Consider the following 13269-nt stretch of genomic DNA (forward strand, 5'->3'; position numbering starts at 1 on the left):
GAGGAGAAGGTGCAGGGGTGATGCGCGGTCTTCCCTTCTCCCCCTGTGGGAGAAGGAAGAAGCGCTCACCGCCTCACCCGCGACTTCAGCCACCGGTCGAACGCCACCGCCAGGATCAGGATCAGCCCGATGACGATGCTCTGCGTGTAGGACGAGACATTGTTGAACTGCAGCCCGTTCTGCAGCACGCCGATCAGCGCAGCACCGACCACCGTGCCGCCGACCGAACCGATGCCGCCGAACAGCGAGGTGCCGCCGATGACGACGGCGGAGATGACCGTCAGCTCGTAGCCGATGCCGGCGACCGCTTCGGAGGAATTCAGCCGCGCCGACAGCACGAAGGCGGCCAGCCCGGCGAAGAAGCCGACAATGACATAGACCGAGACGAGGATGCGGTCGACGCGCAGGCCCGACAGCCGCGCGGCCTCCGCATTGCCGCCGACGGCGTAGACGGCGCGGCCATAGCGCGTGTAGCGCAGCACGATGTGGCACAGGATCGCGGCGATGGCGAAGATGATCGCCGGCACCGGCACCGGGCCGATCAGCCCCGTGCCGAACCAGCGCATCGAGGCGTCGAAGCCGGAGATCGGGCCGCCATTGGAAATGGTCAGCGTGAGCCCGCGAAACACCGTCAGCCCGCCCAGCGTGACGACGAAGGGCGGCACTTTCAGTCGGGTGATGGCGAGCCCCTGCACGCCGCCGGCGGCAGCACCGACGATGACGGCGGCAAGCAGCGCGGCAAACCAGCCATAGCCCTGCGTTCCTGATGTCGACAGCGACAGCGTGTTGGCCGCACCGCCCTTGGCGACGACGGCCGCCACCATGCCGCAGAAGGCCAGCAGCGAGCCGACCGAAAGATCGATGCCGGCCGTGAGAATGACGAAGGTCATGCCGAGCGCGATCAGCCCGGTGATCGAGATTTGGCGGGTGATGTTGAACAGATTGATCGGGTCGATGAAGCTCGGTTTCAGCACGGTGAAGACGACGACCAGGGCGGCCAGGAACAGCAGCGGCCCGAAGCTCATCAACAGCCGCGCGACCGTCGCGCCGCCGCGCTGGTTCTGCTCTTCGGCGATGCTCATCGTGCCTGTCCCTCCGCATCCTGCCCAAGCGCGTCTTGCCCAAGGCCATCTTGGCTGTCGAGCGCCATCAGTTCCATCAATTTTTCCTCGTTTGCCTCGACGCCCGGCATTTGCCCGGTGATGCGCCCCCGCCGCATGGTGACGATGCGGTCCGACACCGCCAGCACCTCGGGCAGCTCGGACGAAATCATCATCACCGCGATGCCGCGCGCCGCGAGTTGCACCAGGATCTGATGCACCTCCGCCTTGGCGCCGACATCGACGCCGCGTGTCGGCTCGTCGACGATCAGCACCTTTGGATCACGCGCCAGCCAGCGCGCCAGGATCACCTTCTGCTGGTTGCCGCCCGACAGGCCCTCGATCGCCTGCTCGGCCGAGGCCATGCGGATCGACAGCATCTTGCGGAAGCCCGACAGGGCGTCGCGCTCGCGCCGCTCCGCCATGAAGCCGAAGCCGTTGCTGAAATGCCCAAGCGAAGCGACGGAGAAATTCGGCAGGATGCCGAGTGCTGCAAAGATCGCCTGGTGCTTGCGGTCCTCCGGCACAAGGCCGATGCCCAGCGCAATGGCGTCGGCCGGTGAGGCCGGCGCGATCTGTTTGCCATCGAGCGTGATGGTTCCGGCCGCGATGCGGTCAGCGCCGAAAATGGCGCGCGCCAGCTCCGTGCGGCCGGAGCCGACGAGCCCGGCGACGCCGAGGATTTCGCCCGCCTTGAGATCAATGTCTACGCCGTCGAGCACGATGGCATGCGGCGCTTCGGGATCGCGCACGGTGCGCAAGCCGCGCACCGACAAGACGACATCGCCGGCCACCGCGCGCTGCGCCGGCCGCGCGTAGAGTTCGGAGGCCGCGCGGCCGACCATCTTCTCGATGATGCGCGGCAGCTGGATGGGTCGTCCCTTCTCGCGGTCGAGATGTCCGGCCAGCCGGCCGTCGCGCAGCACCGTCATGCGGTCGCAGATGGCGGATGCCTCCTCCAGCCTATGGGTGACGAACATGATGGCGACCTTGTCCTGGCGCAGCCGGTCCATGATCGACAACAGCCGCTGCACCTCGGTCTCGGTCAGCGCCGAGGTCGGCTCGTCCATGATGATCAGCCGGCTCTTCAGCGACAGCGCACGCGCAATCTCGACCAGCTGCTGCTCGGCCACCGACAGCGCCGAAACCGGCGTCATCGGATCGATGGAAAGGCCGACACGGGCGATGATTTCTCGCGAATTCCCCTCCATGCGTTTCCAGCTCACCAGCCCGAGCGGCCCGACCGGCGCGCGGCCGATGAAGATGTTCTCGGCCACGGTCAGCGTCGGGATCAGGCTGAGCTCCTGGTAGATGGTGACGATGCCGAGCCGCTTGGCATCCTGCGGGCTGGACGGCGCGTAATCGGCGCCGTCGAAAGTGATGCGTCCGCTGGACGGCGGCATGACGCCCGACAGGATTTTCAAGAGCGTCGATTTGCCGGCGCCGTTTTCGCCGAGCAGTCCGAGGATTTCGCCGGGGTGGATGTCGAGCGAGACATCGCTCAAAGCGGTGACGCCGGAGAAGTGCTTGGTGACACCTTCGACGGCTAGCAGGACAGGTGCGGCTTCAGCTGGCAAGGGTTGCTCCCTGGGTGAAGTTCATCCGGGTTCCGTCAGCGCTTGAACGCCCCCTCTGTCTTGCCGGACATCTCCCCCACGAGGGGGGAGATTGGCTGTTTTGCCGGCAGCGCCTTTTCTGCAGGGCCGGTAATTGGCGAAAGCGGAGACAACGACCGATCTCCTCCCTTGAGGGGGAGATGTCCGGCAGGGCAGAGGGGGGCGATGCCCCGCCTGCCTTGCCATTTGGCCGATCCCCACCGGCCTCCTACTTCGTCTCGCTCAACCTCTCGGCCTTATCGAGATTGTCCTTGCCGATGACGATCGGCGTCAGCAGCACCAGCTTCTCCTTCGGCTCGGTCTTGTTCTTGGCGTAGGCGACCGCGATCTGCACGGCGGTGCGCGATTGCTGGCCGGGGAACTGTTCGACCGTGCCGGCGAGTTTGCCGTCACGCACCGCGACCAGCGCTTCCGGCAGCGCGTCGAAGCCGTAGATCTTGACGTCGGTGAAGTTGCGGGCGGCACACGCCTCGAGCGCGCCGAGCGCCATGTCGTCATTGGCGCAGATGATGGCGTCCGGCTTGCCGTTGGCGGCAAGGCCGGCTTCCGTCACCGACAGCGCCTCGGCGCGGGCGAAGTTGGCGGTCTGCTCGAAGATGATCTGGTACTTGTCCTTCAGGGGATCGAGCACATTGTGCACGCCCTTGTTGCGGTCGATCGCCGGTCCCGCGCCGGGCTGGCCCTGCAGGTGGAACAGCTTGGCGCCATTGGGGAACGCCGCCACCATGGCGCTGGCCTCCGCCTCGCCGCCCTTGACATTGTCGGCGCCGACATGGGCGAGGATACCCTGGACACCGTCGACGCGACGGTCGATCGTCACCACGGGAACGCCGGCCTTGACCGCTTCCTCGATGGCTGGCGCCAGCGCGTTGACGTCGAGCGGCGAAATCACGATGGCGTTGACCTTCTGCACCAGCGCCGCCTCGATGTCGGCGGTCTGCTTGGTGGCCGAATTCTGGCCGTCGCTTTCGGTCAGGTTGACGCCTTGCGCCTGCGCCTCGGCCTTGATCTCGTTCAGCATGTGCACGAAGAACGGAAAGCCGAGATTGGGCACCGAGCCCAGTATGGTCAGCTTGTCCTCGGCGAACGCCGAACGCGCGGCCAGCATCATCGCGCCCGCGGCCACGGACGTCATCAGGAATTCACGTCTGTTCATGGTTGATCTCCTCCACAAGAACGCACAATCCCCAGGACCGGGATCGGTCTTGAGAAGGGATCATGCGTCGGTTCAAAGTGTTGGAGCATCCTCCTTGCGCAAGACAGCGCATGCCGCTCCAGCTGATATCAGTTGCAAAAACTGCCTCCCATCGGCATCAGCAAATGGATGCTAACCCAGGGTCAACCATTTGTGCAACATCGATATAACAGTGCCGGGTTGCGAATTATCGGAATTGTCGGAATTTTGATGCCGAGGGCGTCCTGCCCGGCATGACAGACGCGATCTGGCCGGTCTATCGGCTTCAGCCGACTTTCGTATTTTTGATTGAAAGCCCGTTTATCAGTGTGTATAAATACACATGAATAGCGCAGAGATTATCCGCTTGTTGCAAGCTGATGATTGGTTCGAGGTTGCCCGAAAGGGCGGCCATGCGCAATTCAAACACCGTGACAAGCAAGGGCGGGTCACCGTTGCCCATCCCAAGCGCGACATCCCGATAGGCATCCTTCGCAGCATCGAAAAGCAATCCGGACTGAAACTGAGGTGACGGACATGAAGCAGTATATCGGACTTATCCATAAGGATGCCGACAGCGACTTCGGTGTGTCTTTCCCTGATTTCCCTGGCGTGATCACCGCCGGAAAAGATCTGGATGACGCCCGGTCCATGGCTGAAGAAGCGCTCGCCCTCCACATCGAAGGGCTGGCCGAGGATGGCGACGCCATTCCAGAGCCTTCCAGTCTGGAGGCCGTGATGGCGAATGCCGATAATCGTGACGGTGTTGCGATCCTGGTCGCGGCCAGGACCGAGGCCAGGAAGGCGGTGCGCATCAACGTGACGCTGCCGGACGACGTTCTGCGACGGATTGATGCCTTTGCCGAAGCCCATGGCTATACTCGATCCGGGTTTCTCGCGAAGGCGGCCGAGAAAGCGATGGAGCTTGAAACGGCCTGATGCGTATCGCCCAAAAATGATCCCCGGAGAAACCATGAAGCCGCACATCATCTGCCATATGCTCGCCTCGCTCGATGGCAGCCTTCATCCGAGCCGCTACACGGCGAGCCCCGATGGCGGCGTGCCGGCATGGTCGGGCCTTTATGAAAAGATCCACGGCGACCTCGACGGCGACGCCTGGATCGTCGGCCGTGTCACCATGGCCGAGATGAGCAAGGCCGGCGCGCACCCGCCGGCCAATGCTGGCAAGGTCGAGCGGCCGCACCATTTCGCCCAACGCGATGCCGGCACCTATGCCGTGGCGCTCGATGCCTCGGGCAAGCTCCACTTCGCCAAGCCTGATGTCGGCGGCGACCATGTCGTGGTGCTGCTTGGGCGGGACGTTGCCGACAGCCATCTGGCCGAACTCGCCGCCGACGGCGTGTCCTACATCGTGTCTGAGACGGCCGAGATCGATCTCGCCGCCATGCTCGACGTGCTCGGCCGCGAACTCGGTATCCGTCGGCTGCTGCTCGAAGGCGGCGCCGGCATCAACGGCTCCTTCTTCGCGGCAGGGCTTGTCGACGAGCTCAGCCTGCTCGTCGCGCCCGCGCTCGATGCGCGGGCGGCAAACCAGGGCTTTGTCGAGTTCGGCGAAAGCGGCCTCGCCGGCAAGATGCAACTGTCGCTGACAAGCTGCGAAACGCTGGCGCATGGCCTCATCCACTTGCGCTACGCCGTCAGCCCTGGCTGAGGGCGCGGCGCCTCAATACCGCATCGCATCCAGATCGGCGATCAGCGTCGGGCCGGTCGGGTGCCAGCCGAGCCGTGCCTGGGTCAGTGCGCTGGAGGCCGGCAGGTCCATGGGGGCGAACATTCCCATCCAGCCGAAATGCTCCGCCGCCTTTTCCAGCGCAATCGAGACGACGGGCAAGTTCAGGCCCCGGCCAAGCGCTTCCGCGATTTCGCGCACCTCGACGCCTTCCTCGCCGACCGCGTGATAGCGCGCGCCCGGCTGGCGCTTTTCCACGGCGAGCCGGTAGAGCCGCGCGGCGTCGAGAAGATGCCCCGCCGAATAGCGATTGCTGCCTTCGCCGACATAGGCCGAGACACCTTTTTCACGCGCGATCTCGATGAGCGGCGTGATGAGCCCCTGCTTGACCGGATTGTGGACCTGCGGCAGGCGCACGACAGACACGTTGATGCCGGCCGCCAGCAAGGCGTTGCCGGCGAGTTCCGAGGCGATGCGTGGATTTGGATGGCTGGCGTTGAAGACATCCTCGACCGCCAGCTCGCCGTGTCCGGGGCTGCCCATGCCGACGCCCGACGTGATGACCAGCGGTCGGTCGGATCCCGCGAGCGCCTCACCGAGCGCCGCGATGACACGCTTGTCCTTTTCGCAGTTCTCGGCGAAGCGCGAAAAATCATGATCGAACGCGGTGTGGATCACGGCGTCCGCCTTCGCCGCGCCGTCGCGCAGGCTTGTCGGATCCTCGAGGGTTCCGCGATGCACCTCGGCGCCCGCGGCGGCGAGTGCGGCGGCGCCGGCGTCGGAGCGAGTGACGCCGATCACCTGATGGCCGGCCTGGATGAGTTCGGGAACGATGGCCGAGCCGATGAAGCCGGTGGCTCCGGTGAGAAAGATACGCATGCAAATCTCCTGCGGTTGCCTGCGTAATATCGACGGTCTATTATTCCATTAAAGTAGTGATCTTATCATGGTATAATGGCTAACAGGATGCCCACCCCCGGTTCGCTCGCAGCCTTCCTGAAAGACCGGCGTACCCGGCTCGATCCCGCCTCGTTCGGCTTTTCCGGGCGCCGACGGACGCCGGGGCTGCGCCGCGAAGAGGTCGCCCAGCGCGCCAACATCAGCCCGACCTGGTACACATGGCTGGAGCAAGGCCGTGGCGGCGCGCCCTCGGCCGATGTGCTGAACCGCATCGCCAAGGGGCTGCTTTTGACCGAGGCGGAGCGCGAACATCTCTTCATGCTGGGGCTCGGCCGCCCGCCCGAGGTGCGCTACCGGGGCGACGAGGGCGTCAGCCCCCGGCTGCAGCGCCTCATCGACACGCTCGAGGCCAGCCCAGCCCTGGTCAAGACCGCCACCTGGGACGTCGTCGCCTGGAACCGCGCCGCCGAGATCGTGTTGACCGACTACGGCACCATCCCCGCCGGCCGGCGCAACATCCTGCGCTTCATGTTCCTCACGCCCCACATCCGCGCCAAGCAGCATGATTGGGAAAACCTTGCCCGTTTCGTGGTCGGCGCTTTTCGGGCCGATGCGGCGCGTGCCGGCGCGGTCTCCGAGGTCACCCAGTTGGTCGACGAACTGTGCAGCGGCAGCGCCGAGTTCGCCACGCTGTGGCAGGAGAACGACGTGCTCGCCCATGGCGACGGCACAAAGCGCCTGAAGCACCCGGAACTGGGTGACATCGAGCTGGAATATTCGTCCTTCGCGGTCGACGGCCGGCCGGATCTGAACCTGACCGTCTACAACCCTGTCGGCAGCGAGGTCGCCGACCGCATCCGCGCCCTGGCCCGCCGTCCAAAGGGGTAAAGGCTGGGCTCGCTGCGCAGCGCCTTCGTCAAGTTCGCTCGCACACCGCCTTCAGGATCTGCAGGGTCGGCCCCCAGTAGAGATTGGCATGTGGGCGGATCGCCGGTTCGGCGAAGTCGCTCAGCGTAAGCGTCAGCAGCGTTCCTCCATCCGCCGGCGCGAGAGCAAAGCTGACCAGCGTGTGGTTCTCCGGCGCATCCGCAAGGCGCGAGGCCGACAGCGTGCTCCAGTAACTGTAGGCGAAGCTCTTCTCCGGCTCGAAGGCCCTGATAGTACCATGGTTCTCGAATGCCATGCCGTGCAGCATCCCGCGTATCACGATCGCGCCGCCGGCATGCCCTTCCAGGCTGACGGTCAGCTCTTCGTCGGACATCCATTGCGGGATCATCGCGGGCGTCGTCAGCACGCGCCAGACTTTGGCCGGCGCGGTTGCGATGGCGATGGTCTTGACGATCGGCGCGGCGGGATCGGTCATCCCTGCATTTTCCGCGAATGCCGGGGAAAAGTGTAGCGCAATGTCGGTTGGCACTTCCGCGCAATCTCAGCTGGCAGAAATTTGTGCCTTGGCGGGAACAGCGCCTGCCAGATCAATCCTTGCCGGTCAGAATAATCGTGCTTCCACAAATTGATCACGGCCGGCCACGGCGACTGATATGCTGAAGGATGTCATCAAAAGTGAGGCCGGGTCCGATGGAGAAAGAGGCATCGCGGTTGCACTGGAACGCGACATACGAAGCGAAACGGGAGGACGGCGTCAGTTGGTTCCAAGATAGTCCCGAACCCTCTCTTTCGTTGATCAAGGAAATTGCCCATCCCAGTTCGGCCGTCGTTGACGTAGGAGGCGGCGCCTCTCGACTGGTGGATAATCTTGGGGAACAACACTTCGAGGACGTCACTGTCCTGGACCTCTCCGCGGCGGCGATCGCGGCGGCTCGTGGTCGACGGGCTGGGGCAGGCCGCCAAATAGAGTGGATCGTGGCTGACATTCGTGCTTGGTCGCCGAGGCGACTTTACGATGTCTGGCATGACAGGGCTGCCTTTCATTTCATGGTCGAAAAAGCGGACCGTGACGCTTACCTCTTCACACTCAGGCGGGCACTCGCACCGAATGGCTACGCGATTATCGCGACTTTCGCGCTCGACGGACCGGAGAAATGCAGCGGTTTGCCGGTTCAACGATACGATGCAAGCACCCTCGCCCAAGTCCTTGGATCCGGCTTTGCCCTCGTTCGCACACTCGACCATCTGCATCTGACACCATGGGGCTCCCCGCAGTCCTTTCAGTTCAGCGTTTTCAGGCGAGCACCTGAAATGTAATCTGGCGATGCAGTAAATCCAGCCGCGTCCGGCGCGACCGCGACCGTGCCGCTCTCCTCACCCCTATGCGATTTCCGGCTGATCAGCGCGACGGCGGCGAAGGCCGCGATGCCGAACAGGCCGACCACGACGTTGAGCCACAGGGCCGGGAAGACGCCGAGGCCTGCGATCGTCAAAGTCAGGCCGAACGGGGCGAAGGCGGAACTGAACTGGCGCGCCGCCGTGATCCAGCCGACATAGGAGCCGTAGCGTTCCCGGCCGAACAATTCGAGCGGCAGCGTGCCGCCGACAATGCTCATCAGGCCCGAGCCGAAGCCGAAAAGCACGGCGAACAGCATGGCGCCGGGGACGGAGGGCGCCACCACGAGCAGCACCGCAAGGCCGCCGGCGAGGGCCGCGGTCGCGCCGAGCGCCAGCGCTGTCTGCGACAGGCCCCGGCCGAACAGCATGTTGACCAGCCGGCTCGCCACTTGCGAAGGGCCAAACAGGCTGGCGACCAGCACCGAGGCGCCGCCGAGACCGACCAGGGTGAGCAGCGGCACCATCTGCACGAGAACAGCCGAAAGCATGAAGCCCTCAATGGCAAAGCCGGCCAGCACCAGGACGAACAGGAGCGACCCTCGCCCGCCGGGCGCCGGCCCCGACAGGCCTGGTGTCACCGGGACAATCCTCTCCCGTGCCTTGCCGGCATGGCTGGAAAGCCGGGCCAGCCACCAATGGATCGGCAGGCAGACAAAAGCATTGAGCGCGGCAAAGAGAATGAGCACCTCGCGCCAGCCGAGGTGATGATGCAGCAGCGTCGTCAAGGGCCAGAACAGCGTCGAGGCGAAGCCGGCGATCAAGGTGAGATGGGTGATGCCGCGGCGCGCGCCGCCGAGCTGCACGATGGCGACGAAGGCCGTGCTGTAGAGCACGAAGCAGGAGGCGAGCTCCATGGCCAGCACGCCGAGCGCAAAGCCGGCGCGTCCAGGCGCCAGCGCGCACAACAGCAGCGCGCCCGCCGCCGCCAGCGAACCCGGCACCATCAGGCGCCCTGCCCCGACCCGGTCCGCCAGGCTGCCCGCGAACGGCGCCAGGACAGCGCTTGCCAGCAGCGACACCGACAGCACCGCGAACACCCATTGCTGCGACCAGGCGAGTTCCGCCGCCACCGCCGGCGCCAGGATGCTGTAGCTGTAATACAGCGTGCCGTAGCCGATGATCTGCGTGGCGCCCAGCGCCCAGATGGCGGAAGCGGGGATCTTGCCCTCGGTCACTCGGCGGCTTCCATCTTGCCCGCGCAACCGCAGCCGCCTTTGCCGGCGGCCTTGGCATCGACATCCGCCACGCAGCAGGCATCGACCTCGGCCGGCGCCGGCCCGCCGCAACAGCCCTGCGAAGCGCGGCCCGCCGGCACCGTGCAGACGCCGGTTTCGGGTAGCACCAATTGCACCGCGTCGGCCGCCGCCATGTCGCCGGCGATCGCCGCCGCGACTGAGCGGACCTGCTCGTAGCCGGTCAACAGCAGGAAGGTCGGCGCACGGCCATAGCTCTTGATGCCGACCGTGTAGAAACCGGGCTCGGGATGGCTGAGCTCGCGGTGGCCGTGCGGCGGCACGTCGCCACAGGAATGTTCGTTGGGATCGATGAGCGGCCCCAGCGCCTTGACGCCTTCCAGCCACGKATCGAGATCGAGCCTGAGTTCCCGGGTCAGCGACAGATCCGGGCGCTGCCCCGTCGCGGCGATGATGCGGTCGACGGGGCCCAATTGCAGCAGGCCGTCCTGGCCCTGCCCCTCGACGATCAGCCTTCCGTCACGCTCGCGGATCGCAAGCGTGGCAAAGCCGGTCACCAGCTGGACGCGGCCGCTTTCGGCGAGGTCGCGCACATCGGCGCCGAGTTCGCCGCGCGCCGGCAATTGGTCGGCGTCGCCGCCGCCATAGATGCGAACGAGATCGGTTCCGCGCACCGCCCAGATGAAGGCCGTGCCGGGCGCTTCATCCGCCAGCCGGGCAAGGTCGAGCAAGGCGTTGGCCGCCGAATGGCCGGAACCCGCGACCAGCGTCGTGCGGCCGGCATAAAGCACGCGGTCGCGGCCGAGAATGTCGGGTATGCCATAGGCGATGCGGTCGGCGAACTCCGCCTCGCCCTCCGCCGCGATGCCGCCGGCGCCGAGCGGATTGGGCGTGCGCCAAGTCCCCGAGGCGTCGATGACCGCCCGCGCCCTGTCGCGCCGGATGCCATCGGCGGTTTCGACCACAAGCATGAACGGCCGTGCCGCGCGCTCGCTGCCGCGCACCTTGTCGGCGCCCCAGCGCGATATGGCAACGACACGCGCCTCGGTTTCGATCGCCGGCGCGAGTTCCGGCAGGCTGGCGAGCGGCTCGAGATAGTGCGCGACGAGTTCGTCGGCGGTCGGGAAGGCTTCCCCGTCCGGCATCCGCCAGCCATGGCTTTCGAGCAGCTTGCGGGCCGCCCCATCGACGCAATAGCGCCAGGGCGTGAACACCCGCACATGCCCCCAATCCCGCAGATTGGCCGCGACGCCGCTGCCGGCCTCATAGAGCTTCACCGGCAGGCCCCGCGCCATGAGATGAACGGCGGCCGCGAGGCCAACCGGGCCGGCGCCGATGACGGCGATAGGCAGATCGTTTTGCATCAGCTTCTATCCTTCCGGTATTATCGAAATAACAGGCAAAAAAATCAGGCGGCCGCGTCACCCGCTGCCGGGTTGCAGGCCGCATCGGCGCAGCATTCATCGGCCAGGAAGCCGATGAGATCGTTCATCATGGGATAGTTGGCGCGGCAGATCAGCGTCGTCGCCTGCCGCTCCTGGCTGACCAGCCCGGTCAGGATCAGGCGGTGCAGATGGTGCGACAGCGTCGAGGCGGCGATGCCGAGGCTCTCCTGCAGGAAGCCGACCGGCCGGCCCGCCTCGCCGGCCCGCACCAGGATACGATAGAGGTTCAGCCGCGTCGGATTGCCGAGCGCTTCCAGCTGTTTGGCTGCTTGTTCGAGTTTCATGGAAATAGCATGCGGCCAGCGGCGGGAACCGTCAAGTCATATTTCGATATTTTTCGAAATAGCTCTCAAACCACGCGTTTGCCGTCGGCATCGATGACGACCTCGCCGTCCTCCTTGGTGAACGGACCGATATCGCGATTGGGCAGGATATCGAGCACCGCTTCGGACGGCCGGGCAAGCACCACGCCGAGCGGTGTCACCACGATCGGCCGGTTGATCAGGATCGGATGCGCCAGCATAAAATCGAGGATCTCGTCGTCGCTCCATTTGGGATCGCCGAGGCCGAGTTCCGCATAGGGCGTGCCCTTCTCGCGCAGCAAGTCGCGCGGCGCCATCGCCATCGCCTCGATCAACTCGACGAGCCTTTCGCGCGACGGCGGCGTCTTCAGATATTCGATCACCTGCGGCTCCTCGCCGGACTGGCGGATGATCGCCAGCGTGTTGCGCGACGTGCCGCAGGCCGGGTTGTGATAGATGGTGATGGTCATGGCGCGGTCCTTTCGCGAGAAGCGGTGTTGCGGACGGCCGCCCCCTGTTCGTACCAGCCTCTGCTTCGGTTCACGATCCACACGACTGAAAGCATGACTGGAACCTCGATCAGCACGCCGACAACGGTTGCCAGTGCCGCGCCGGAATTCAGCCCGAAAAGCGCGATCGCGGCTGCGACCGCCAGTTCGAAGAAGTTGGATGCACCGATCAAGGCCGATGGTCCGGCCACGCAATGCCGCTCGCCGGAGGTTCGGTTGAGCAGATAGGCAAGACCGGAGTTGAAATAGACCTGGATCAGGATCGGCACCGCAAGCAGCGCGATCACCAGCGGCTGAGCGATGATCTGCTCGCCCTGAAAGCCGAACAGGAGCACCAGGGTTGCCAGCAGGGCAATCAGCGACAAGGGCTGCAACGCGGCCAACAGCGCATCCAGCGCGTGCTGCCCAGTCGCCAGCAGCCGCCAGCGAACCAGTTGAGCAACCAGCACCGGCAGGACGATGTAGAGGGCAACCGACAGCACAAGCGTAGCCCATGGCACCGTGATCGCCGACAGCCCGAGCAGCAGGCCGACGATGGGCGCAAAGGCGACAATCATGATCGCATCGTTGAGCGCAACCTGCGACAGCGTAAAGTTCGGCTCGCCGCGCGTAAGGTTGGACCAGACGAACACCATGGCGGTGCACGGGGCCGCCGCGAGAATGATCAGCCCGGCTATGTAGGAATCGATTTGCGCGGCGGGCAACCAGGGCCGGAACAGCCAGCCGACGAACAACCAGCCCAACAGCGCCATGGAAAACGGCTTCACCGCCCAGTTGATGAAGAGAGTGACCCCGATCCCGCGCCAATAGGTGCCGACACTGGCCAGCGAAGCGAAATCGACACGCAGCAGCATGGGCACGATCATCAGCCAGATCAGTACGGCAACGGGGATGTTGACGTTGGCGACCTCGAAATGGCCAAGGGCAACACCGGCGACGATGCACAGCGCCACCCATACCGTCAGGTACTTCTCGACGAAACCGATAGTCGGCTGTGCCGTCTCGCCGGCATTCAGAACGTGATCTGACATGATGATTTCCTTGGCTCAGCCAG

15 protein-coding genes are annotated in these 13269 nt (G+C 65.1%); 5 read left to right on the top strand and 10 right to left on the bottom strand.

Annotation, left to right across the window (positions count from 1 at the left end):
- Positions 1 to 65 precede the first annotated feature (65 nt).
- The 3 genes from AC1DPX_RS13330 to AC1DPX_RS13340 all read right to left on the bottom strand — a co-directional run bounded on the left by AC1DPX_RS13330 (position 66) and on the right by AC1DPX_RS13340 (position 3872).
- Positions 66 to 1082 carry an ABC transporter permease gene (locus AC1DPX_RS13330; protein WP_202358613.1) on the bottom strand — a complete coding sequence of 339 codons (1017 nt, stop codon included), beginning with the start codon at positions 1080 to 1082 and terminating at the stop codon, positions 66 to 68.
- Positions 1079 to 2677 carry a sugar ABC transporter ATP-binding protein gene (locus AC1DPX_RS13335; protein ID WP_477237195.1) on the bottom strand — a complete coding sequence of 533 codons (1599 nt, stop codon included), beginning with the start codon at positions 2675 to 2677 and terminating at the stop codon, positions 1079 to 1081. Before AC1DPX_RS13335 ends, AC1DPX_RS13330 begins: the two co-directional genes overlap by 4 nt.
- Positions 2678 to 2924: 247 nt before the next feature.
- Positions 2925 to 3872, bottom strand: a complete 948-nt coding sequence (locus AC1DPX_RS13340; protein WP_202358611.1) for a substrate-binding domain-containing protein — start codon at positions 3870 to 3872, stop codon at positions 2925 to 2927.
- A gap of 361 nt (positions 3873 to 4233) precedes the next feature.
- Here AC1DPX_RS13340 and AC1DPX_RS13345 point away from each other — a divergent pair, with 361 nt between their 5' ends.
- The 3 genes from AC1DPX_RS13345 to AC1DPX_RS13355 are packed head-to-tail and all read left to right on the top strand — an operon-like array spanning position 4234 to position 5562.
- The gene (locus tag AC1DPX_RS13345) at positions 4234 to 4422 is read left to right on the top strand and encodes a type II toxin-antitoxin system HicA family toxin (protein ID WP_477237197.1); all 189 of its coding nucleotides are present in this window, start codon (positions 4234 to 4236) and stop codon (positions 4420 to 4422) included.
- A gap of 5 nt (positions 4423 to 4427) precedes the next feature.
- Positions 4428 to 4829 carry a type II toxin-antitoxin system HicB family antitoxin gene (locus tag AC1DPX_RS13350; protein ID WP_477237199.1) on the top strand — a complete coding sequence of 134 codons (402 nt, stop codon included), beginning with the start codon at positions 4428 to 4430 and terminating at the stop codon, positions 4827 to 4829.
- Between the two features lie 34 nt (positions 4830 to 4863).
- A complete protein-coding gene (locus tag AC1DPX_RS13355; protein ID WP_202358608.1) occupies positions 4864 to 5562 on the top strand; it encodes a RibD family protein in 699 nt (232 codons plus the stop codon).
- A 12-nt stretch (positions 5563 to 5574) separates the two neighbouring features.
- On the opposite strand, the gene AC1DPX_RS13360 is transcribed toward AC1DPX_RS13355, so the two are convergent.
- Positions 5575 to 6459, bottom strand: a complete 885-nt coding sequence (locus AC1DPX_RS13360; protein WP_477237201.1) for an SDR family oxidoreductase — start codon at positions 6457 to 6459, stop codon at positions 5575 to 5577.
- Between the two features lie 75 nt (positions 6460 to 6534).
- Between AC1DPX_RS13360 and AC1DPX_RS13365 the strand changes: the two genes are divergently transcribed.
- On the top strand, positions 6535 to 7368 hold the full coding sequence (locus AC1DPX_RS13365) for a helix-turn-helix transcriptional regulator (protein WP_477237203.1): 834 nt from the start codon (positions 6535 to 6537) through the stop codon (positions 7366 to 7368).
- Positions 7369 to 7396: 28 nt separating this feature from the next.
- On the opposite strand, the gene AC1DPX_RS13370 is transcribed toward AC1DPX_RS13365, so the two are convergent.
- A complete protein-coding gene (locus tag AC1DPX_RS13370) occupies positions 7397 to 7843 on the bottom strand; it encodes an SRPBCC family protein (protein ID WP_477237205.1) in 447 nt (148 codons plus the stop codon).
- Between the two features lie 215 nt (positions 7844 to 8058).
- Between AC1DPX_RS13370 and AC1DPX_RS13375 the strand changes: the two genes are divergently transcribed.
- Positions 8059 to 8685, top strand: a complete 627-nt coding sequence (locus AC1DPX_RS13375; RefSeq protein WP_477237207.1) for a class I SAM-dependent methyltransferase — start codon at positions 8059 to 8061, stop codon at positions 8683 to 8685.
- Here AC1DPX_RS13375 and arsK read toward each other — a convergent pair.
- The 5 genes from arsK to arsB all read right to left on the bottom strand — a co-directional run bounded on the left by arsK (position 8649) and on the right by arsB (position 13246).
- On the bottom strand, positions 8649 to 9941 hold the full coding sequence (gene arsK, locus AC1DPX_RS13380; protein WP_477237209.1) for an arsenite efflux MFS transporter ArsK: 1293 nt from the start codon (positions 9939 to 9941) through the stop codon (positions 8649 to 8651). The two genes, AC1DPX_RS13375 and arsK, sit on opposite strands and share 37 nt — an antisense overlap.
- Positions 9938 to 11323 (bottom strand): NAD(P)-binding protein, encoded by a 1386-nt coding sequence (locus AC1DPX_RS13385; protein ID WP_477237211.1) that lies wholly within the window; start codon positions 11321 to 11323, stop codon positions 9938 to 9940. Before AC1DPX_RS13385 ends, arsK begins: the two co-directional genes overlap by 4 nt.
- Before the next feature lie 44 nt (positions 11324 to 11367).
- Positions 11368 to 11688: an ArsR/SmtB family transcription factor gene (locus AC1DPX_RS13390; protein WP_010910714.1), complete on the bottom strand. Its 321-nt coding sequence runs from the start codon at positions 11686 to 11688 to the stop codon at positions 11368 to 11370.
- A gap of 65 nt (positions 11689 to 11753) precedes the next feature.
- Complete coding sequence (gene arsC / locus AC1DPX_RS13395; RefSeq protein ID WP_477237213.1) at positions 11754 to 12176, bottom strand: arsenate reductase (glutaredoxin); 423 nt, start codon at positions 12174 to 12176, stop codon at positions 11754 to 11756.
- Complete coding sequence (arsB, locus tag AC1DPX_RS13400) at positions 12173 to 13246, bottom strand: ACR3 family arsenite efflux transporter (protein ID WP_477237215.1); 1074 nt, start codon at positions 13244 to 13246, stop codon at positions 12173 to 12175. Before arsB ends, arsC begins: the two co-directional genes overlap by 4 nt.
- Positions 13247 to 13269: the final 23 nt, after the last annotated feature.

Source organism: Mesorhizobium sp. 01N446 (assembly GCF_056399285.1).